Genomic DNA, 20293 nt, shown 5'->3' with positions numbered 1-20293 from the left:
GCCGAACGTGATGTCGGTGCCCGACAGCGTGGTGTCCTTCTTCAGGGTTACCGCGCCGGTGTAGGTCTGCGTGCCCGTGGTGCTGACCGTGGTCGCACCGGTGGCGTCGAACACCGTACCGCCATTGACCAGCAGCGTGCTCAGCTTGTCGGTGGAGCCGACCCGCCCGCCGAACGTCGTCAGGCCCGTGCTGGCCGTGGTGAGCGCGCGGGTCTGCCCCGTCCCGCTATCGACCGTGCCGCCGAACCCAATCGCACCGCCGTCGTTGCTGGTCAGCGTCGTATCCGCCGCCAGCACCACCGCGCCGTTGTAGGTCTGCGCGTCCTTCGTGATGACCGAGCCGCCCGCGATCTCCGTCAGGCCATTGGTCGTCAGGAACTTCAGCGCCTTGCCCCCGCCGCCAACCGCGCCGGTGAACAGTGTCTTGCTGGTTGCCGTCGTGGTCAGGCCTGCAGTGCCGTCAACGTCGCTCTGCACCGTGTTGCCAAAGGCAACCCCGCTGCCGGACAACGCCGCGTCCTGCTTGAGCGTCACCGCACCCGTATAAGTCTGCGCGCCGGTGGTCGTCACCGAACCGCCGTCGAACTCGGTAGCGCCAGTGACGGCAAGTCCGGAAAGGGCGGTCGATGCACCGACGGCACCCTTGAACACCGCGTTCCCAGCCACGGCGAGGAGCTGCGCCCCGTCCACAGTCGAACCGAACGTGGCGGTCGTCCCGCTCAGCACCGTGTCCGCGCCCAGCGATACCGCACCGGTATAGGTCTGCGCGCCGGTCGTCTGGATCGACGGCGCACCCAGCGTGCCTGCCACGTTCAGGGTCGTCAGGCCGTTGACCGTCAGCGTGCTGAGCTTGTCGGTCGCCCCGACCCGGCCTGCGAACGTCGTCACGCCAGTGCTGGCGGTGGTGAGCGCGCGGGTCTGGCCCGCGTCGCTGTCCACCGTGCTGCCGAAGTTGATCGCCCCGCCGCCAGTGCTGGTCAGCGTCGTATCCGCACCAAGCACGACCGACCCATCATAGCTCTGCAGGCCAGTGGTCTTGACCGAGCCGCCATCCATGATCGTTGAACCGGCCACGCTCACCGAAGTCAGGGCAGTCGTTGCACCAACCGCTCCCTTGAACACCGCGCTGCCGTCAATCCCCAGGCCCTGCGCTCCATCCACGGTTGAACCGAATGTAGCCATCGTCCCCTTCAGGACCGTGCCCGCGCCAAGCGTAACCGCGCCGGTATAGTCCTGCGTCAGGTTGGTCGTGACCGAGCCGCCATCCATCTGGGTGGTGCCGCTGACGGCCAGACTACTGAGCGCGGAATTCGCCCCCAACGCACCGCGCAGCACGGCATCGCCCTGAATGTCCAGAACGCGTGCCGTTCCGTCGCTATCCAGCGCGGAAGCAATTTCCACGGTCGAGCCGATCAGCGTGGTATCGCCAATCATCTGCATCCGGTCATTGTTGCCGCCGATGGTGTCATCGCCCGCATCGCGCTGGAGGCCGAGGAAGACCTTGCCGCCAACCGCCGTGGCGGTGAGCGTGCCGCTGATTTCCAGCAGCAGGTCAGATTCCGAGCCCGCCGTGCGGCGGCCCGCGCCGGTCAGCGTGATCGAAGAGGCGTTGATCGTGCCGTCGCTGTTCAGCTTGGCCGTGCCGACCGTGGTCCCGGCCTTGATCGTGAAGCTGATCGGCGAACCGGGGCTGAGCGTCAGGTCGATGTCCTGCGCCGCAATCAGCGCCACATCTTCGCCGGCCGTGATGGCTGCGCCGTTGGTGATGTTCTGGCCCATGGCCACAAACCGCCCGGCAGCGTTGATCTGGCTGCCTGCGGTCAGGGTAATGGCATTCGCACTGGCGCCGGTCAGGGCGTAATCGTCATCGGCGTTCCGGAAATCGGAGGTTGTGATCGCCGCCGTGGTCAGCACCAGGCTGCCGCCGGAGAATACGCCCGACGCGCCGAAGGTGATCCCCATCGGGTTGGAAATCCACACCACAACATTTGAAGAGGACGAAATCAGGCCATTGATGACCGAGGCCTCGATCGGATCGACCCCGTTGCCGACCACGCGGTTGAGCACCGATACGATCGTGCCCGCCGGAAGCCCGCTGAGATCGGAGAAATTGATCGTCCGCGACGGATCGACGATGTTGAAGTGCGTCCAGTTGATGACGCTTTTCTGGACCTTCAAGTCGACTTGCACGCCGCCCGCGACATCGGTGATGCCTGGTGCGGATGCTGGCGGCGCAAACGGATTGGTCCCCAGCACATCGCCAGCAGTTGTCTCAGTCTGCGCATAGGCCAGACCGGCCCCCAGCGGGGAAACGGCGGCGGCACCAGCGACGAGGGCGGAAGTCAGCAACAGGCGCTGGCGAGCAAATGTCAGGGCATTCATGGCAGCAATGCCTTTCCCAAAGGGATTAAGTATCGTCTGGTGAGCGGCGAACTGGCGGAGCGTTCGCATCAGCGGCGTCCCCACGGGAGGAGCTTGGCTGTCAGCGAAACGAGCACGCGGCCGGTTGGTTTGCGCGTGTCGGCCACCAGCGCCTTGTCCAGCGGCTTGGCATAGATCACGTCGAGCGCGGCCCGTGCCTCGCCAGTGGACTGGTTGCGGAACACCATCCGCACGCCCCCGCCAGCCGAGCGCAAGGTGCGCTTTGCCTCGGTCCCGGCGGACCGGTCGAGGTTCCAGAGCCTGACCACGTCGAAGAAGCCGGTGAAGCTGAGATCGACCGGACCGACCTGGCCCGCCCGGATCCGCGGTTCGATCCGCACCGCGATCGCGCGGTCCCCGCCATTGGCGCCCGGATCATACCCGCGCCCATAGGTGTAGTTGCCGACCGAGAACTCTTCGAGGTTCAGCAGCGGCTTGTTGGCCCACTGGCCAAACACCTTGCTGGAAATGCCCAGCACCTTGCCCAGCGAAAGATCGAGCGAAGCCTCACCGCGAACGACGGTTGCGGTGGACACGCCTTCGAACCGCGACGGGGCGAAGTTGTTTTCGATTACCCCGGTTTTCGACGCGCTGAACGCATTGATCCCCTTGCGAACTTCCAGCATGACATCCGCGCTGTAAAGCTGGTTGCCGCCGGGGGTCAGCTTGCGGGTGGTCCCATCGAGACGCCAGAACAACACGCGCATCTGGTCATGCGTGAACGGCACCTTGCCGCCAGTGGTCAGCACCCGCGTGGCCTGGTTCAGCACTTCGCCGCCGATCGTCGCCGTCAGCGAGCTTTGCAGGTTGCGGACCAGCACCTGCGACATTTCCAGCCCGGCAATCAGCGAACGCGATTGCAGATCGAGGTTGGCGATATCCGGTTCGGACTGGGCCACACTGATCCGCCCGCCCAGCCGCAAGCCGTTGTCATTCAGCGCAAAATCGTGGCCGATCTGCGCAATGTGGATTTCCTTCCACTGCAGCGAATTCGACAGGCTGACATACGTGCGGTCGGCCATGCCGGTCAGGCCATACATTTCCCCGCGCAGCGTGGCGACTTCACGGCCGAGCTGGCGCGAGCCGAAGTTCTGGACGTTGGCCAGCAGCAGCACATCCTGCGTTTCGGCATCGACTTCGGCAATCAGGTCGCCCGGCGCGCCGCCCGCGTTACGCAGTGCCAGCTTCACTTTCAGGCCCGGAATATCGTTGGCGAGCAACAGGATGCGGATCGCCTCATCCTTATTGAACGGGGCCAGCGCGCGGATCTGTTCCAGTCGGCTGTCCAGCGCCGAGCGATAGCGCCCGACATCGCCGCGCACGCGCACTTCGGTGACGCGGCCCGCGACGATCACCAGCCGGAGCACGCCGCCGGTCACTTCCTGCGGCGGCACCTGCACGCGCGCGACATAGCCCGCGCGGGCCAGTTCGCCGTTCACCCGGTCGCGGATGCGGCAGACCACGCTGATCGGTTGATCACCGCTTTCACTGGCCTCAAGCGAGCCGATCAGGCCGCGCAGCACCGGATCGACCGCCGATCCGCCCACGCCTTCATACTGGATTTCGCCAAGCGTCACGCGCACGTCCGACGTGCTGAGCGAGCAGTCATCCCGCCCGAAGGCTTCGGACGACTGCACGGAAACTTCGGGCTTTCGAACTTCGGGAGCGGGGGGAAGCTGTTCGATCTGGCCTCTGGTCGTGCCGGCATCGGGCACTTGCGCCTGGGCGAGAGCGGCGACAGGCGCCATCGCGGTGATGGACACAGCCACCAGCAAACTGGGCTTGAACGCCCACGAACGCTCGGCAGTTTTCATTTAGCCCCCTGACTTTGGTCAATCAAACGCTTGAATATCTGGCGCGACCCAAGTTCTCCCCCGAATCATCGGAGCTTTATTATTACCGGCATCCTAACCTATTGGGGCAGGTCCGCAAGCGCCTGAATAGCCATTCGCACAGGCCCTACCCACCTCTACTAATTAACTGAAATGTGACTGAAAGTAGCGCTTCCATGGTCAGAATAGCTGCTGTAACCAAAGCAACAGAAGTATTGATTGCACCACGCACAAAAGCGCCGCCGGAAATAACCGGCGGCGACTGTCAGCGCGGAAGCGGCAGTGGCGCCAATTTTACGGAATATTGCACCGCAACATAATTGCGGGGGCGCAGCGATTCAGCTGTCGCGCGGCAAGGTTCAGTCGCGGCGGCTGATCAGCAACCCGGCGACCATGGCCGCGCAAAACGCGCCGGCCTGCACCGGCTGGATGAACAGGTCGATCAGCGCGGGGCCGGGGCACAGCCCGGAAATCCCCCAGCCCAGCCCAAACAGCACCGATCCGCCAATCAGCCGCGCGTCGATCAGCTGCTCCGCCGGTTCACCCAGCGGGTCGCCGCTCAGCCCCGCGCCGCGCCGCCGGGCCAGCCAGAACAGCGGCGTTGCCACCAGCAGCCCCGCCCCCATCACGAACGCCAGGCTGGGATCCCACGCGCCGGTGATGTCCAGAAAGCCGATCACCTTGTCCGGGCTGGTCATGCCTGAAATCGCCAGGCCGATGCCGAACAGCAGGCCCGCCAGCAATGCCGCCGCGCCCTTCACAGCCAGCCTCCGGCGCGGCGGATCAGCACGGTCAGCACCGCCACCGCCATGAAGGTCAGCACCGCCGCCAGCGACCGCCTCGAAAAGCGCGCCAGCCCGCAGATGCCGTGGCCGCTGGTGCAGCCATTGCCCAGCCCGGTGCCGACGCCCACCAGCAGGCCCGCGACCACCAGCACCGGCAGCGACGCGCGCTCCAGCCCGGCGGCCAGATCCGGCCCGCCGCGCCACGCGGCTAGCAGGCCCGCCAACACCACGCCCAGCAGGAATGCCAGACGCCAGTCCCGGTCCGGCCCGCGCAGGCCGATCCGCAGGATGCCGCTGATGCCCGCGATCTGGCCGTTGCCCAGCCGCAGCACTCCGGCGGACAGGCCGATCAGGGCGCCGCCGACAATCGGCGCGATCAAGCCAGTTGGCAGGCTGGTGGGATCAAATGCCATCGCCTTAGAACTTGAACCCGGCCGACAGGCCGAACGAGGTTTCCCCGAGCGAAATATCCGCCTCGCCGCCGCCGTAGGGCGCGGGGATCGAACCGGCGCCGCGCACGGTCTGCTTGGGCGCGTGCATGACATAGCCGGTCAGTTCGACGCCCGACGCCGTGGTATAAGTCGCGCCCCCGGTCAGGTGGTGCGACACCACCCCCGGCGCGAGGATGTTGAGCAGCGTTTCCGATCCCGGCACCGGATTGCCGGAATGGCCATAGCCGGTGCGCAGTGTCCATGCGTCGCTGGCGACATAAGTCACGCCCAGCTTCCACGCGGTAATGTCGCGCCAGCCGAAGCCGGGGCCGCCCTCTGCGCCCAGCGGCTTGCCGGTGAACAGGTTGGACAGCGGATTGCCGACCGACTGGATGTCCGAATATTCGATCCGCTTGACGTCGGCAGCAATGGTCAGCGCCGCCGACGGCTTGACCGCGATCCCCGCGCCGAACGATGCGGGCACATCAAACCCGCCACCTTGCGCAAACAGGCCGGCATACTTGTCAAACTTGCCCGCCCAGATCTTCGACTGGTAAAACGCGCCGATGCTGACCGCGTCGCCAAACTGGCCGAGATAGCCCACGCGCACCCCGCCCCCGGCCGACCAGTCCGTCCCCCGGTCCGTGAAGTTGGCGGGATTGAGCGATGCGGCGGCGAACGGCGCGATGCCGGTGGCGCGAAAGCCCTGGACGACTGCAATCGGCGATACGCCGATGCTCTGTCCTTCAGCCAGCTTCACGGCCACGGTCGGGGTGATGAAAATCTGCTTGAGGTCGATCCCGGCGGGACCGGTCGCGCCAAAGCTGGCGAACGGGTTGGCCTTGTAGACCGTGTTCATCCCGCCATTGCCATAGACCGCGATGCCCACCGCCACGCTGTCCGACAACTGGCGGACATAGCCGAATTCCGGCAGGACGAACGGGTTGGCACCGTTGCCGCTGTAGCTGCCGTTCAGCCCCGCGCCATTGCCGTTGATGCGGGCGCCGCGATTGGGCACAAAGATTTCAAAGCCCACGTCCAGCCGCTCGCCCAGTTCGGTGGCGGCGGCGGGATTGGCGGCAATCGACAGCGCGTCCTGCGGCTGGGCGATGGCAGCGCCGGCCGAACCCTTGGCCTTCGCGCCGATGCCGTTCAGGAAATATCCGTCGGTGGCATGGGCGGGATTGGCCGCCAGCATGGCAAGAGCCGGGGCGATCAGGGTGAGCGGGGTGCGGTAAATGGTCATGGGACCGCCCTTGCGGGGCCGGTCCCTTGGCGTCAACGCGGGACTGCACGGGGGCGGGCTAGAAATTCTGCGGACCGCGAAAGCCCCGGTTTTACCTGTCAGGGATCAGTGAAATCGGCGGTGCGCTTTTCCATCTGGCTCATCACCGCTTCGATCTGGTTCTTCGTGCCCATCAGCTTCTGCTGCTCGACACTTTCCGCCATCAGGATTTCATGGACCGGGGCGTGGAGATAGTGGTTGAACAACCGCTTCGCCGCGCGCTGGGCGTGGGGATTGCGGTTGGCGATATCGTGCGCCATCGCGGTGGCGCGGGCGACCGGGTTGCCATCGACAATCGTCGCGAAACCGTATTCCAGCGCCTGCTGCCCCGTGAACTCCCGGTTGGTATAGGTCAGTTCGCGCAGCATGTCGTCGCGCACCGTGCCGCGCCACAGCGCATAGCCGCCCATATCGGGCACCAGCCCCCACTTCATTTCCATCACCGCCATGCGGGCGGTGGGATCGACGATGCGGATATCCGCGCCGCTGGCCACTTGCAGCCCGCCGCCAAAGCACACGCCGTGGACCGCCGCGATCACCGGCACCGGCAGCTTGCGCCACAGCATCGCGATCTGCTGCGCATGGTTGGCGCTGCCATGGGTCCGGTCGGTCAGCGGCACGCGGTCATGCCGGTCGGTCTGGGCCATGCTGGTCAGGTCCAGCCCCGCGCAAAAGCTGCGCCCTTCGCCCGCCAGCACCACGCAGCGCAGCCCCGGCAGGTCATACAGCACCCGCCCGGCATCCAGAATCGCGGCAAACATGTCCGGGTCCAGCGCGTTCATCTTGTCCGAACGGATCAGGCGGACCTGGGCCACCCCGGTGCCTTCCATCCGGATCGAAACGCGGTTCGCCGGCTTGACTTCATGTTCCATCGTAATCGTCCTGCTCCCGTCAGGTGGTGGAATAGCGGTGCAGAACCTTGCCTAATCCGCCGCCCTCGTCCAGCGGCAAATAGACTGTGGAATCGCGCACCGGTCCATCAACTGCCGCACTCTCGCCAAGCCCCCCGAAGCCGAGGCGATAGGCCCCGTCCGGCAGGGTTTCGATCAACCCGTCAAGCCCCGCCAGACGCAACTTGCTGCGCAACCGGCTGACGTGCACGGCCAGACTGTTGGTTTCCGGGCGAAACGCCATGCGCCAGACATCGCGCAGCAGGCTGCCGACCATGACCGGATCGCCCGGACTGTCAGCCAGCCGCCAGATCAGGCCAAACTCGCGCGGATGCAGCCCCAGCGGGCGTCCGGCAACCATGCCGTCGCGTTGCAGCAGGTCCAGCTTGAGCGGACCGACCTGGCGATAGCGCGGCAGCGAGCGCACCGCCTCGCTGATCCGCATGGCGCGGATTTCCAGCTCTTCCAGTTCCGGCTGCGGGCCCATCGCATCGCCAAAGCCCAGCCGCAGCAACCGCGCCCGTTCCAGCGCGTCATCGACCCCCACCACCAGCGCCCGGCGGCGGCGCGACAGTTGCGCGCCCGACAGCGTCACCCATTCGCTGACCAGCAGGCGTTCAGGCATGGCCAGCAGCGGCAGGTACTCCCCCTGAGGCAGCACATCGTGCTCCCCCAGGAGTTTCCACCCCAGTCGGCGCAAATCGCACCCGGTGGGGACCGGCCCCGTTGCAAACCACTGAAATTGCCGCAAGGCGGCCCCCGGAATCACGCTTGGCCCATAAACGGACCGCACCACAGATCACCCGGCAGGGCAAGCCGGGAAACAACCGGAATGGTGCAGGCCCGATACCCCGTGATTGCGCGGCGGTCAGGCAGCGCTGCTGTTCACGCCCATGCTGGTCAGGTAACGCTTGATGTTACGCGCGGCCTGGCGAAGGCGCTGCTCGTTTTCAACCATCGCGATCCGCACGAACCCTTCGCCGTCCTCGCCATAGCCCACGCCGGGAGCCACGGCGACTTCGGCCTGGGTCAGGAGCTGCTTGGAAAACTCCAGGCTGCCCATTTCCTTCAGCGCGGGGGGCAGCGGTGCCCAGGCAAACATCGACGCCTTGGGGCTGGGAATGTCCCACCCGGCCCGGCCGAATGCCTCAACCATCACGTCGCGCCGCTTTTGATAGAGGTTGCGGTTCGATTCGACGATATCCTGCGGACCGTTCAGTGCGGCGCAGGCTGCTGCCTGGATCGGGGTGAACGCGCCGTAATCGAGATAGCTTTTCACCCGCGTCAACGCAGCGATCAGCTGGCGGTTGCCCACCGCAAAGCCGACCCGCCAGCCCGCCATCGAGTAGGTCTTGGACATCGAGGTGAACTCCACCGCGACATCCTTCGCCCCCGGCACTTCCAGGATCGACCGGGTCGGATTGCCGTCAAAGTAAAGCTCGGAATAGGCCAGGTCCGACAGGATCCAGACCTTGTTTTCCTTCGCCCAGGCGACCAGCCGTTCATAGAACGCCAGATCGACCGTCTCTGCGGTCGGGTTCGACGGATAGTTCACGATCAGGATCGACGGGCGCGGCACGGTGAAGCGCATCGCGCGTTCCAGCGATTCCCAATAGCGTTCGTCCGGCGTGGTCGGCACGCTGCGGATCGTCGCCCCGGCGATGATGAAGCCGAAGGTGTGGATCGGATAGCTGGGGTTGGGGGCCAGCACGACATCGCCCGGCGCGGTGATCGCGGTCGCCAGGCTGGCCAGCCCTTCCTTCGACCCCATCGTCATCACGACTTCGGTTTCCGGGTCCACGTCCACGCCGAACCGGGTGGCGTAATAATTGGCCTGCGCCTTGCGGATGCCGGGAATGCCCTTGGACGCGGAATAGCCGTGGGCGTCGGGCTTTTGTGCCACTTCGCACAGCTTGTCGATCACATGGGCGGGCGGCGGCAGATCGGGGTTGCCCATCCCCAGGTCGATGATGTCCTTACCCGCCGCACGTGCCGCTGCCCGCATGCCGTTGACTTCGGCGATGACATAGGGCGGCAGTCGCTTCATGCGGTAGAATTCTTCGGACATCGGACCTTTCCAATCAGGGCGCGGAATTGCGCCGGATTCCTTGCTGTTGCAGCACCAGCGCCGTCAAGGCGAGTGGCACGCTCCACGCCGCCCATGCGGCAATGGCGTAAAACAGCTCGTATTGACGCCCTTGCGCGATAATCGCCCACAAAGCGAGATAGACCCGGAAAAAAATCGCCCCGGTCATCGTCGCCGCCATCAGCAGCATGCAGGCGCGGTGCTGCTCCGCCCGCCCGCTCCGGATGTGCCACAGGCCCAGTCCCAGCAAGGTCAGCCAGACCGCGCCTTGCACAGTGAACGCCCAGGCGGACCACGCCGTGACCGGCGCGACCAGCGCAACCGGAAACGCGGTCACCCCGGCCACCACCACATCCAGCGCCGCGATCCGGGCAACCGGGCGATGCCAGCGCGGGCGGCGGCGCAGCAGGATCGCGCATGGCACCAGCATCAGCGCCAGCCCGCCACTGATCATGTGCAGCGTGAAAGTAACCGGCAGCAATTCTGCCTTCACCGCCAGTTCTTCGGGAAAGTCATCAATCTGCCAGGGAGCAATCACCGCCTTGTACGCGGCGACTATTACAAATATCGCGATTGCTGCTAAGACCAGCGCTGTCAGCAGCCGCTTCAGCGGGTTGCCGGTCCGGTCCGGATTTGAGCGGGAACTGAACATCATGGCCTTATTTCACCGCATCGCGTGCTTGTCGATTGGCCTGCTGGGCGCTGCAGCCAGCACATCGGCGGTGGCGAACGCCCCTGCCAGCAGCCTCTATTACGGCCGCTGGGCCGTGGCGGAAGAGCGCCCCGCTTTCACCGCCCGCGGCAAACTTTACAAGACGATCGACATCGCCCCGTGCGGCAAGGACTTCTGCGGCGTCAGCGTGGCCGACAACGGCACCTGCGGCCCAACCCTGTTCCGCTTTCTTGGCAAACGGGCGCGCGATGATTCGGGCGATTACCTGCGCGGCCACGGTGTGTGGGGCAAAGTGAAGAAGAACATCGTGATCTACTCGTTCGACGATGATTCGACCACGCCAATGACCCGTACGCTGGAGCTCTATCTGGGCGAAGGCTACGATTTCGGGGAACGATCGGCCAACATGCCGAAGTTTCACGCGAACTACCAACGCAAGGCTGCGGCCAGCTGCAAGGCGAAGTGACCGCCCGATATGCCTGCCCGATCTTGCCGCTGGCTGTCACGCCGTCGCCATGAATCCCGCCTAAGCCTGACCTGTCCCCACGGAGTGCCGAATGCCTGACCAGTCCAGCCCGTTCGACAACCCCGCCGATGCCTTTGCGCAGCTGCTGAAAGGGCCGCAGCAAATCTTCGCCCAGCTGATGCCCGGCATGGCCGCAGCGGGCGAGGATGAGGCCGTGGGCGATGCCGCGCAGTGGGCCGGCAACGCCCAGCGGCTCCAGACGCTGTGGCTGGATTTTCAGGCCCAGCAGGCCGCCAGCGCGGCGGACAAGCTGCCCGGCCTGCTGGACGACAGCGGCAACTGGCTGGGCGTCCTGCAAGGCTGGATGCGCGCGCTGCCGCTGGCCAATCCGGCGGCGCAGCAGCGGATGTGGGACGACAGCCTGAAGCTGTGGGAAGGCGTGCTGGGGCAATACGGCATCGGCCCCAAGGCGGGGGAAAAGGGTGAAGCCGGGCCAGACCTGCCGCGCAAGGACCGTCGCTTTGCCGATTCCAAATGGCGCGACCAGCCGTTCTTCGCGCTGGTCCACCAGACCTACCTGATGCTGGCCGAACAGGTCATGGCGATGGCCGACACGGTCGACTCGGGCGATCCCATGCGCAAGGAACAGCTGAAATTCGCCGCCCGTACGCTGGTCGAGGCGCTCAGCCCCGCGCATTTCCCGCTGACCAACCCGCTGGTCGTCGAACGGACCATGGCGACCCATGGCGCAAACCTGGTCAAGGGGATGGAACACCTGCTGGCCGACCTGAAGCGCGGCCAGCTGACCCACGTCGATCCGCAGGCGTTCAAGCTGGGTGAAAACATCGCGGTGACGCCCGGCAAGGTCGTGCGGCAGACCCCGCTTTACCAGCTGCTGCAATACAGCCCGGCCACGCCCAACGTGCTGGAAGTGCCGCTGGTGATTTTTCCGCCGTGGATCAACCGGTTCTACATCCTGGACCTGTCGCCGCAGAAAAGCTTTATCAAGTGGGCAACCGAACAGGGCATCACCGTGTTCGTCGTGTCGTGGAAATCGGCCGATGAAAGCATGGCCGAAGTGGTGTGGGACGATTACATCTCCGCCCAGATCGACGCGATCGATGCCATCCGCGCTCGGCTGGGGGTCAGCAGCGTCCATGCCATCGGCTATTGCGTCGCCGGAACCACGCTGGCCGCGACGCTGGCAATCCTGGCGCGGCGGGGCGAGGCCGGAAAGGTCAGGAGCGCGACGTTCTTCACCGCACAGGTCGATTTCGAAAAGTGCGGCGAACTGAAGCTCTTCATCAACGACAAGCAGTTTGAAACGCTGGAAAAACTGTCGGCCAAGCACGGCTATCTGGACGGGCGCTACATGGCGACGGCGTTCAACCTGCTGCGCGGGAACGACCTGATCTGGAACTATGTGGTCAACAACTACCTGCTGGGACAGGACTATCCCGCGTTCGATCTGCTGCACTGGAACGGTGATGTCACCAACCTGCCGGCCAAGTGGCACCAAAGCTATCTGCGCGACCTCTACCGCGACAACAAGCTGGTCGTGCCCGATGCGCTGAGCGCGAATGGCACCCCGATCGATCTGACCCGGATCGAGACCCCCGCCTATATCCAGGCGGGCCGGGAAGATCACATCGCCCCGGCGGAAAGCGTGTTCCGGCTGACCCGGCACTTGCGCGGCGACAACCTGTTCCTGCTGGCCGGATCGGGCCACATCGCCGGGGTGGTCAATCCGCCGTCGGCGAAAAAGTACCAGTACTGGACCAACCCCCAGCCGTGCGACACGCTGGACCAGTTCGTTTCCGGGGCAACCGAAACGCCGGGCAGCTGGTGGCCGCACTGGCTGGACTGGCTGCGAACCCAGGACAGCGCCGAAGTTCCGGCCAAGGGCAAGCGCGTGCCCGGCGGCAAGGGCGACAAGGTGCTGGAAGACGCCCCCGGGAGCTATGTGAAGGCACGGTAAACCGCTGATTTGCGGCGCTGCGTCGCGGATTATGCTGCACTGCACAAAAATGGTCTTGACTTCGCAGGTGCACAACCTATTTTGTGCACTGCAACATAACCCATGCCGATGGTCGGTGCGGGTTCTGCGAAGGAACGTTTGCGATGGCCGATGCCACCGACACCAAGACCGCTGAAACCAAGATGGATCAGGCCATCGCCGAAGTGACCGCACAGGCCGAAGCGCCCGTGGCTGCTGCGGCTGAAGCCCCTGTCGCGGCCCCGGCTGCCAAGGTGAAGGCTGCTGCCAAGCCCGCCGCCGCAATCAAGGCCGCTCCTGCGCCCAAGGCCCCCGCGCTGAAGGCGAAACCGGCCACCGCTACCAAGGCAGCCCCCAAGAAGGCCGCCGTCAAGAAAGCCGCTCCGAAGAAGCCGGCGAAACCCATCAGCGTGAAGCCGATCGCCGCCAAGGCGGCCAAGCCCACCACCATTTCGCAGATCAAGGATACCATCATGAGCAAGACCCAGACCACCGCCCAGGATTTCACCGCCAAGGTGAAGGACGCCGTTTCCGAAGCCCAGGACCGCGCCAAGGTCGCGTTTGAAAAGAGCACCGCTCTGTTCAGCGAAGCCGGTGAATTCACCAAGGGCAACGTCGAAGCCGTCGTCGAATCGGGCAAGATCCTCGCCGCTGGCCTGCAGGGCATGGGCAAGGACTATGTCACCGACACCAAGTCGGCATTCGAAACCATGACCGCCGACGTCAAGGAACTGGCCGCGGTCAAGTCGCCGGCCGATTTTTTCAAGCTGCAGGGTGAAATCCTGCGTCGCAACTTCGACGCCGTGGTCGCTTCGGGTTCGAAGACCTCGGAAGCGGTGGTCAAGCTGACCAACGAATCGTTTGCCCCCATTTCGAACCGCGTCAGCATCGCGATCGAAAAGGTCAAGAAGGCCGCCTAAGCGCGGACCTCTCCTCGCGGTCCGGGATTCTCCTCTCTCCCGCCGGGCCGCGAGTCCCCATGCCGGGCCGGACAGTCACCTGACTGTCCGGCCCGTTTGGCGTCTGGCCAATTAAGGTTGGCGGTTTGGTATTTCGCAACCCTTGACAGGCATTGCGTTGCATCCGGGGTTGTAACCGGCCCCCTCATTGCGATATTTTGACACGATGCAGCTTATTCAGCCCCCCCTGCCCCGCCCGGTCCGCGCTGCGGATGATGATGGCAACGATTCAGGCAGCGGCGGCCAGAACCAGATCGGCGTCGCCACCAAGACCCGTGCAAAGCCGAAAAAGCCCAGCCAGTTCAAGGTCTTGCTTCTGAACGACGATTACACGCCGATGGAATTCGTGGTGATGGTGCTGAAGCGGTTCTTCAACATGGACCTGGAACAGGCGACCCGGGTAATGCTGCACGTCCACCAGCGCGGCGTCGGCGTCTGCGGCATCTTCCCCTATGAAATCGCCGAAACCAAGGTGAACCAGGTGATGGACTTCGCCCGCCAGAACCAGCACCCGCTGCAATGCACGCTGGAAAAGGCCTGAGCGGGAGTCGGACGTGATCCGGATCGATGCCAGCGTTCTGGCGGCGCTGCCGCTGGAACACATCGACAGGGTAACCTTTTACAAGCGCGACGAGATCACATCCGACCTGATCTGCTGCGAAATCGTGGTACCCGGTAAAGTCTGGACCTTTCACGAAGAGCTGACCGGCTGGAAATTGCTGATCAACTACCTCAGCCGCCTTCCCGGCTTCCAAGCTGATTGGCACACAGCTGTGACACAGGCACCGTTTGCCCCGAATGAAACGCTGGCGTTCAGCCGCTCACAACCCGCTCACTAGGCCACCGCAGTCCCGAACAGGCTACCGATCGCATAAGTCGCGGCCATGGCGAGTGCGCCCCATGATGCGACACGCAGCACGCCCTTGACCACCGGTGCGCCGCCAACCGCCGCGCCGACACCGCCCAGCAGCATCAGAAAGCACAGCGCCGCCGCCGACACGCCAAGCGGCAACTGTCCCAGCGGCAGCATCGCCGCCGCGCCGAGTGGCAGCGCCGCACCGACCGCAAATGTCCCGGCCGATGTCACCGCCGCCTGCACCGGGCGGGCGCGGTGCATGTCGCTCAGCCCCAGTTCCTCGCGCGCATGGGCGGCCAGCGCATCGCGCGCGGTCAGCGCGTCCGCCACTTGCAGCGCCAGCGCTTCGGGCAGGCCGCGCTTTTCATAGATGCCCGCCAACTCCCTCCGCTCGAACTCCGGATCGCTCGCCAGTTCCGCCCGTTCGCGCGCCAGATCAGCCGCTTCGGTATCGGCCTGGCTGGCGACCGAGACATATTCGCCCGCCGCCATCGACATCGCCCCGGCGACCAGCCCGGCAACGCCAGCGATCATGATCGGGGCCTTGTCGGCCGATGACGCGGCAACGCCGACGATCAGGCTGGCGGTCGAAACGATCCCGTCGTTCGCCCCCAGCACCGCGGCGCGCAGCCAGCCGATCCGTTCCACGGCGTGGGTTTCATTCATCGCTACGGCAATTTCGGACATCGCGCGGCTCCTGCCGGTTGGGGATGGACTGAGCCTAGGCCCAGAGACTTACGGCGCAAACACGATTTGCCACTTTTCCAGTGCCCGCCCCGCGTCTATGGGTTGAAACTGAACTGCGGGGTCGGCCCGCCAGAAGGTAAACGCCAAGCCCCCCTGTGAAGTTCCTGCCCGCCATTGACCGGTATATCCTGCGGCTTGTGCTGATGCCGATGTTCGCGGTGTTCGTCCTCGCGGCGTCGCTGCTCGTGCTCGACAAGATGCTCAAGCTGTTCGACTTTGTCGCCACCGAGGGCGGGCCGGTGTCGGTGGTGTTCCGGATGCTGGCCAACCTGCTGCCCGAATATGCCAGCCTGGCGATCCCGCTGGGGCTGATGCTGGGGATCCTGCTCGCGTTCCGCAAACTGGCCACCTCCAGCGAACTGGACGTGCTGCGGGCGGTCGGCCTTGGCTATACCCGGCTGCTGCGGGTGCCGTATGCCATCGCGCTGGTGCTGGCCGGGGTAAACCTGGTGATCGTCGGCTATCTCCAGCCGATGTCGCGTTACTGGTATGAACAGTTGCAGTTCGAACTGCGCACGGGCGCGCTGGGGGCGTCGATCAAGGTGGGTGAGTTTACCACCCTCCAGGACAAGATCGCCCTGCGGATCGAGGAAAGCCGCGAGGAAGGGCGCCAGTTGATGGGCATTTTCGCGCGGGTCAGTTCGCCGCGCGGCCAAGTGCTGACGATTTCCGCGCGTGAGGGCCGGTTCCTGGCGCTCAAGGATTCGCCCGATACGATCATCCTGCGGCTGACCGAAGGGCAGATCATTCAGGATGAACCGAACAAAAGCCCGCGCGTCCTCAGCTTTTCCAGCCATGACTTGCCGATTGACCTGCCCGCGATCGAAAAGTTCCGCCAGCGCGGCGGGATCGAGCGGGAGTATATCCTGCCCGAACTGATGCAGATCGGCTGGAACGACAACGCGAGCGAGGCCGCGCGCAACGTGACCCGCGCCAGTTTCAACTACCGAATGGTCGAAGTGGTGATGATGCTGCTGCTGCCGCTGCTGGCAGTGGCGCTGGCGATCCCGCCCAAGCGATCGACTTCGGCGCTGGGGGTGTTCGTATCGATCGTGATGGTGGTCGCCTATCACAAGGTCAACGAATACGGGCAGGCGGTGGCCGCGCTGGGCCGGGTTTCGCCGGAACTGGCGCTGTGGGGGCCGTTCGCGATCTTCGCCAGCCTGATCGTCTGGATGTACTGGCGGATCGCCTATGTCCCCGGCGGGCAGCCAATCGGTGCGCTGGAACGGTTCGCCGCGAATTCCGGGAAACTGATGCGCAAACTGGCCGCGCGGTTCGGCCGTGACCGGACGGGAGCAACCGGATGATCCAGTTTTTCCCCTCTCCCACGCTGACGCGTTACCTCGCCAAGCTGTTCGTTGGCCGCATCGTGGCCGTGCTGCTGATGCTGGTGCTGGTACTCCAGGCGCTCGACCTGCTGAGCGAAAGCGGCAAGATCCTGGGCGTGGCGGGGAATGACCAGTCCGACCTGTGGCGCTATGCCTCGCTGCGCGTCCCGCAACTGGTGGCGCGGTTCCTGCCCTATTCGGTGCTGCTGGCAACGATCATCACGCTGGCCACGCTCAACCAGAACAGCGAAGTCGTGGCGATGAAGGCAGCGGGCATGTCAGCCCATCAGGTGCTGGCCCCCCTGCTGATGACCGCCGCGCTGGTTTCGGCGATCAGCTTTGTCTTCAATGAACGCATCGTCACCCGCAGCTCGGCTGCGCTCAAAGCGTGGCAGGCGGTGGAATATCAGGTCATCCCCAAGGACCCGGCGACCCGCACCAACGTCTATTACCGCGACGGGACCAACATCCTGGCCGCAGGTGCGGTCAGCGGCAGCGGGGCGGCGACGGTGATGGAAAACGTCACCTGGTATCGCCGTGACGCCAGCGGCATGGTGGTGGAACAGCTGCGCAGCCCGCGCGCCACGTTCTCAAATCCCGGTTGGAAGCTGGAAAACCCGGTTGGCTTCGATGTCGCGTCCACCGTTCGCACCGAACTGTCCACCCGCGTGGTCGCCCCGGATGTAACCCCGGCGCAGGTCGGGATCACCAAGGTCGATCCGGACGCGCAGGACGCGGTCACGCTGTATCGTTCGATCCAGGCGATGAAGGCCGCTGGCCGGCGCACCAGTGAGCTGGAAGGCAAGCTGTGGCACAAGTTCTCCGGGCCGTTGTCGGCGCTGCTGATGCCGCTGCTGGGCGCGATTGCCGCATTCGGCCTTGCCCGATCCGGGCAATTGCTGATCCGCGCCGTGCTGGGCATGGCGCTGGGCTTTGCCTATTTCGTGGTCGACAATGCCGCCCTGGCGATGGGCAATTTCGGCGCATACCCGCCGCTGATTGCCGCCTGGGCGCCGTTCGTGCTGTTTGCCCTGGTCGGTGAAACGGTGCTGGTCCGCACCGAAGAGTAACTTCAGGACAGCTTCATCGTTGACCGGGCGATCCTGGCGATCAGCGGGAACAGCCCCGGATAGCTCGCCCGTGCATAAGTCGAACCCCCGCCCAGCTGCGCGCTCAGCCGCCGGTGCGCCTCGCCCAGTGCGTGATAGGGCATCGACGGCAGCAAGTGGTGCAGCGCATGATAGCGCAGGCCAACCGGCGCCCACAGCCCGGCCCAGATCCCCGGCGGGGGAACGTTGACCGAATCGAGATACTGCGCGGTGACAGTCATCGCCGCGCCGTCGTTCTCCCACAGGTGGGCGACCAGCGTGCGCAGCTGGTTGAGCACTGCGGTGGCCGACACCACCGCCAGCCCGATTGCCAGTGGCCGCCAGTCAAACGCCCAGGCCGTCCAGACCAGAAACAGCGCCCAGACCGACACGCCCAGTTCCTGCCAGAACACCATCCGCGCAAACGCGCCCTCGGGCGGGCGGCGGCGGAAATCCGGGTTGATCGACAGCGATGAGGCCCGTTCCCACACCAGCTTGCGCAGCGGCGGGATTATCACCCCCAGCGGCACCAGCAACGCGGACCGGATCAGCAGCCCGACCGGCAGCAGTACCGCGATGACGATGAACAGCGGCAGCGACCACGGCTTCATCAGCGCGAGCGGCAGGTATTCCGGGTCTTCCACCGTGCCATAGCGGGTGCGGGCATGGTGCAGCGTGTGGACGCCTTCATACATCAGCGATGGGGTCAGCATCGGAATGCCGACAGCCAAGTTCCACACGAACCGGAACCCCGGCAGGGCATCGCGGTGAATGTGGGTCAATTCATGGATGAACAGCAGCGCCCGGTAGAGCGCCAGCGCCGACACCACACCGCAGCCCAGCGCCAGCCAGCCGTTGTCCAGCAGGATCGCCCCGGCCAGCGCGGCATAGCCGAGCGCGGCGGAGGCCAGCATATCGGGCCAATAGAGTTCCGGCCGCGCCGCGGCGAGATCGCGGGTCAGTTCCACGGCCGCGCGCAACATGTCCTTGTCATCGGGAATGTCGGCGGATTTCACCTTTGCCGCAGCGGGTGATGAGAAATCGGCAGTATCGTGCGCAAGCATGCTCGTTCCAACGTGACCCGGCCGGGTGGTTCACCGGCGATTGTGCATTGCCGCGGCCCACGGACGCCCCCCGGCTTGACAAGATACGGGGTCCGCCCGCAGTTCGCAGGTTTCATCCTACCTATTCCCAAACAAAGGCAAGATCGTGGCTTCAGACCTAGTCATCGCTCCCGTGTCCAGCAAGGCCGACTTTGGTGCCTTTATCGATCTCAGTTATCGGCTGAACGCGGACGATCCCAACTGGGTGCCGCAGCTGCGGGCCGAGGAAGTCGCCAAGTTTTCGGCAGCGGGCAATCCTTACTTCGATCACGCGCGGGTGCAGTTGCTGCTGGCGCGCCGCGGCGCGCAGGTGGTCGGCCGGATCGCTGCGCACATCGACGAACTGGCCCTGACCCAGCCGACCGAGCAGGGAATGGGGCCCGGCACGGGCTTCTGGGGGGCGCTGGAGGCTGAGGACGCCGCCATCTCCGCCGCGCTCATCGCCGCTGCGGAAAGCTGGCTGAAGGAACAGGGCATGATCCGCGTGCTCGCGCCGATGAACCTGTCGGTCTGGGAGGAACCTGGCCTGCTGGTGCGCGGCCACGATCACCCGCCAATGGTGATGATGGGCCACCACAAGCCGCACTATCAGGGCTGGATCGAGGCGCAGGGCTATACCAGCGCCAAGACGCTTTATACCTATGACCTCGACATCCGGCGCGAGTTCCCGCCGCTGATCCAGCGGATCGTTTCATCCGGTGAGAAGAACAGCCGGATCAAGGTGCGCGGCGTGGACAAAAGCAAGTTCGAACAAGAGGCCGCGACGATCCTCGACATCCTGAACGATGCCTGGGCCGACAACTGGGGGTTCGTGCCGATCACCGACAAGGAAATCGTCCACACCGGCAAAAAGCTGAAACCGCTGGTGCGCGAGGATCTGATCATGATTGCCGAACTGGACGGCGTGCCGGTGGCGTTCATGATGACCCTGCCCGATCTCAACGGCATCCAGCAGCGCACCGTGGGCAAGAACGGCAAGCCGTCACTGCTCGGCTGGATCAAGCTCGGGCTGTGGATCTTCAAACCCACGCAGGCGGGGATGCGGGTGCCACTGATGGGGGTGCGCAAATCGCTGCAGGCCAGCCGGATCGCCAGCCAGCTGGCCTTCATGATGATCGAATACATCCGCCGCGCCGCCATTGCCAACTACAACAGCACACGCGGCGAGATCGGCTGGGTGCTGGATGACAACCAGGGCATGAACGCCATCGCCGATGCGATCAACAGCACGGTGAACAAGGAATACCGGATTTACGAAAAGGGTTTGTAATAACTCACCCCCCTACCCGTTCGTGTCGAGCGTAGTCGAGACACTTGCGCCTTGTGTCTCGACTACGCTCGACA

At 64.9% G+C, this 20293-nt stretch carries 19 protein-coding genes; 8 read left to right on the top strand and 11 right to left on the bottom strand.

The features are described from left to right. From Q8Q53_RS07685 to Q8Q53_RS07645, 9 genes are all read right to left on the bottom strand, one after another. On the bottom strand, positions 1-2382 hold a 2382-nt coding region (locus tag Q8Q53_RS07685), incomplete at its 3' end, for a filamentous hemagglutinin N-terminal domain-containing protein (protein WP_305701179.1). A gap of 68 nt (positions 2383-2450) precedes the next feature. After that, positions 2451-4235 carry a ShlB/FhaC/HecB family hemolysin secretion/activation protein gene (locus Q8Q53_RS07680; RefSeq protein ID WP_305701178.1) on the bottom strand — a complete coding sequence of 595 codons (1785 nt, stop codon included), beginning with the start codon at positions 4233-4235 and terminating at the stop codon, positions 2451-2453. A gap of 377 nt (positions 4236-4612) precedes the next feature. Then, positions 4613-5014 (bottom strand): DUF6691 family protein, encoded by a 402-nt coding sequence (locus Q8Q53_RS07675; protein WP_305701177.1) that lies wholly within the window; start codon positions 5012-5014, stop codon positions 4613-4615. Further along, on the bottom strand, positions 5011-5451 hold the full coding sequence (locus Q8Q53_RS07670; RefSeq protein ID WP_305701176.1) for a YeeE/YedE family protein: 441 nt from the start codon (positions 5449-5451) through the stop codon (positions 5011-5013). Before Q8Q53_RS07670 ends, Q8Q53_RS07675 begins: the two co-directional genes overlap by 4 nt. Positions 5452-5455: 4 nt before the next feature. Continuing rightward, the gene (locus tag Q8Q53_RS07665; RefSeq protein ID WP_305701175.1) at positions 5456-6715 is read right to left on the bottom strand and encodes an OmpP1/FadL family transporter; all 1260 of its coding nucleotides are present in this window, start codon (positions 6713-6715) and stop codon (positions 5456-5458) included. Between the two features lie 98 nt (positions 6716-6813). Further along, complete coding sequence (locus Q8Q53_RS07660) at positions 6814-7626, bottom strand: crotonase/enoyl-CoA hydratase family protein (RefSeq protein ID WP_305701174.1); 813 nt, start codon at positions 7624-7626, stop codon at positions 6814-6816. A 19-nt stretch (positions 7627-7645) separates the two neighbouring features. Then, the gene (locus Q8Q53_RS07655; RefSeq protein ID WP_305701173.1) at positions 7646-8305 is read right to left on the bottom strand and encodes a winged helix-turn-helix transcriptional regulator; all 660 of its coding nucleotides are present in this window, start codon (positions 8303-8305) and stop codon (positions 7646-7648) included. Positions 8306-8512: 207 nt separating this feature from the next. Beyond that, entirely contained in the window at positions 8513-9712 is a 1200-nt protein-coding gene (locus tag Q8Q53_RS07650; RefSeq protein WP_305701172.1) for an LL-diaminopimelate aminotransferase, read from the bottom strand. A 13-nt stretch (positions 9713-9725) separates the two neighbouring features. Continuing rightward, a complete protein-coding gene (locus Q8Q53_RS07645; RefSeq protein ID WP_305701171.1) occupies positions 9726-10382 on the bottom strand; it encodes a DUF2306 domain-containing protein in 657 nt (218 codons plus the stop codon). 1 nt (position 10383) lies between these two features. Here Q8Q53_RS07645 and Q8Q53_RS07640 point away from each other — a divergent pair, with 1 nt between their 5' ends. The 5 genes from Q8Q53_RS07640 to Q8Q53_RS07620 all read left to right on the top strand — a co-directional run bounded on the left by Q8Q53_RS07640 (position 10384) and on the right by Q8Q53_RS07620 (position 14663). Further along, positions 10384-10869 (top strand): hypothetical protein, encoded by a 486-nt coding sequence (locus Q8Q53_RS07640; RefSeq protein WP_305701170.1) that lies wholly within the window; start codon positions 10384-10386, stop codon positions 10867-10869. 91 nt (positions 10870-10960) lie between these two features. Next, positions 10961-12847 carry an alpha/beta hydrolase gene (locus Q8Q53_RS07635; protein ID WP_305701169.1) on the top strand — a complete coding sequence of 629 codons (1887 nt, stop codon included), beginning with the start codon at positions 10961-10963 and terminating at the stop codon, positions 12845-12847. A 143-nt stretch (positions 12848-12990) separates the two neighbouring features. Next, the gene (locus Q8Q53_RS07630) at positions 12991-13785 is read left to right on the top strand and encodes a phasin family protein (protein WP_305701168.1); all 795 of its coding nucleotides are present in this window, start codon (positions 12991-12993) and stop codon (positions 13783-13785) included. Positions 13786-13990: 205 nt separating this feature from the next. Then, entirely contained in the window at positions 13991-14365 is a 375-nt protein-coding gene (gene clpS / locus Q8Q53_RS07625) for an ATP-dependent Clp protease adapter ClpS (RefSeq protein ID WP_305701167.1), read from the top strand. Positions 14366-14378: 13 nt separating this feature from the next. Next, a complete protein-coding gene (locus Q8Q53_RS07620) occupies positions 14379-14663 on the top strand; it encodes a hypothetical protein (protein ID WP_305701166.1) in 285 nt (94 codons plus the stop codon). Here the strand turns inward: Q8Q53_RS07620 and Q8Q53_RS07615 are convergent. Then, positions 14660-15367, bottom strand: coding sequence for a VIT family protein (locus Q8Q53_RS07615; protein WP_305701165.1), 708 nt, complete (start codon positions 15365-15367; stop codon positions 14660-14662). The two genes, Q8Q53_RS07620 and Q8Q53_RS07615, sit on opposite strands and share 4 nt — an antisense overlap. A gap of 155 nt (positions 15368-15522) precedes the next feature. On the opposite strand from Q8Q53_RS07615, the gene Q8Q53_RS07610 reads away from it, so the two are divergent. Then, positions 15523-16737, top strand: coding sequence for an LptF/LptG family permease (locus tag Q8Q53_RS07610; protein ID WP_305701164.1), 1215 nt, complete (start codon positions 15523-15525; stop codon positions 16735-16737). After that, positions 16734-17828 (top strand): LPS export ABC transporter permease LptG, encoded by a 1095-nt coding sequence (lptG, locus tag Q8Q53_RS07605; protein WP_305701163.1) that lies wholly within the window; start codon positions 16734-16736, stop codon positions 17826-17828. Before Q8Q53_RS07610 ends, lptG begins: the two co-directional genes overlap by 4 nt. A gap of 2 nt (positions 17829-17830) precedes the next feature. On the opposite strand, the gene Q8Q53_RS07600 is transcribed toward lptG, so the two are convergent. Beyond that, entirely contained in the window at positions 17831-18910 is a 1080-nt protein-coding gene (locus tag Q8Q53_RS07600; RefSeq protein WP_305701162.1) for a fatty acid desaturase, read from the bottom strand. Between the two features lie 142 nt (positions 18911-19052). Between Q8Q53_RS07600 and Q8Q53_RS07595 the strand changes: the two genes are divergently transcribed. Next, positions 19053-20219: an N-acetyltransferase gene (locus tag Q8Q53_RS07595; RefSeq protein WP_305701180.1), complete on the top strand. Its 1167-nt coding sequence runs from the start codon at positions 19053-19055 to the stop codon at positions 20217-20219. Positions 20220-20293 lie beyond the last annotated feature (74 nt).

Origin of the sequence: Novosphingobium sp., assembly GCF_030699305.1 — a bacterium.
In the GTDB taxonomy this organism is placed as follows: Bacteria; Pseudomonadota; Alphaproteobacteria; order Sphingomonadales; family Sphingomonadaceae; genus Novosphingobium.
The sequence above is the reverse complement of the archived record's forward strand: the minus strand, read 5'-3'. Positions and strand labels throughout refer to the sequence as shown.

Excerpts from the sequence above, each read along its gene's own strand:
- Q8Q53_RS07650 (WP_305701172.1), bottom strand. The coding sequence starts at position 9,712 with ATGTCCGAAGAATTCTACCGCATGAAGCGACTGCCGCCCTATGTCATC.
- Q8Q53_RS07660 (WP_305701174.1), bottom strand. The coding sequence starts at position 7,626 with ATGGAACATGAAGTCAAGCCGGCGAACCGCGTTTCGATCCGGATGGAA.
- Q8Q53_RS07640 (WP_305701170.1), top strand. The coding sequence starts at position 10,384 with ATGGCCTTATTTCACCGCATCGCGTGCTTGTCGATTGGCCTGCTGGGC.
- Q8Q53_RS07600 (WP_305701162.1), bottom strand. The coding sequence starts at position 18,910 with ATGCTTGCGCACGATACTGCCGATTTCTCATCACCCGCTGCGGCAAAG.
- Q8Q53_RS07670 (WP_305701176.1), bottom strand. The coding sequence starts at position 5,451 with ATGGCATTTGATCCCACCAGCCTGCCAACTGGCTTGATCGCGCCGATT.
- Q8Q53_RS07630 (WP_305701168.1), top strand. The coding sequence starts at position 12,991 with ATGGCCGATGCCACCGACACCAAGACCGCTGAAACCAAGATGGATCAG.
- Q8Q53_RS07645 (WP_305701171.1), bottom strand. The coding sequence starts at position 10,382 with ATGTTCAGTTCCCGCTCAAATCCGGACCGGACCGGCAACCCGCTGAAG.
- lptG (WP_305701163.1), top strand. The coding sequence starts at position 16,734 with ATGATCCAGTTTTTCCCCTCTCCCACGCTGACGCGTTACCTCGCCAAG.
- clpS (WP_305701167.1), top strand. The coding sequence starts at position 13,991 with ATGCAGCTTATTCAGCCCCCCCTGCCCCGCCCGGTCCGCGCTGCGGAT.
- Q8Q53_RS07635 (WP_305701169.1), top strand. The coding sequence starts at position 10,961 with ATGCCTGACCAGTCCAGCCCGTTCGACAACCCCGCCGATGCCTTTGCG.
- Q8Q53_RS07615 (WP_305701165.1), bottom strand. The coding sequence starts at position 15,367 with ATGTCCGAAATTGCCGTAGCGATGAATGAAACCCACGCCGTGGAACGG.
- Q8Q53_RS07665 (WP_305701175.1), bottom strand. The coding sequence starts at position 6,715 with ATGACCATTTACCGCACCCCGCTCACCCTGATCGCCCCGGCTCTTGCC.
- Q8Q53_RS07680 (WP_305701178.1), bottom strand. The coding sequence starts at position 4,235 with ATGAAAACTGCCGAGCGTTCGTGGGCGTTCAAGCCCAGTTTGCTGGTG.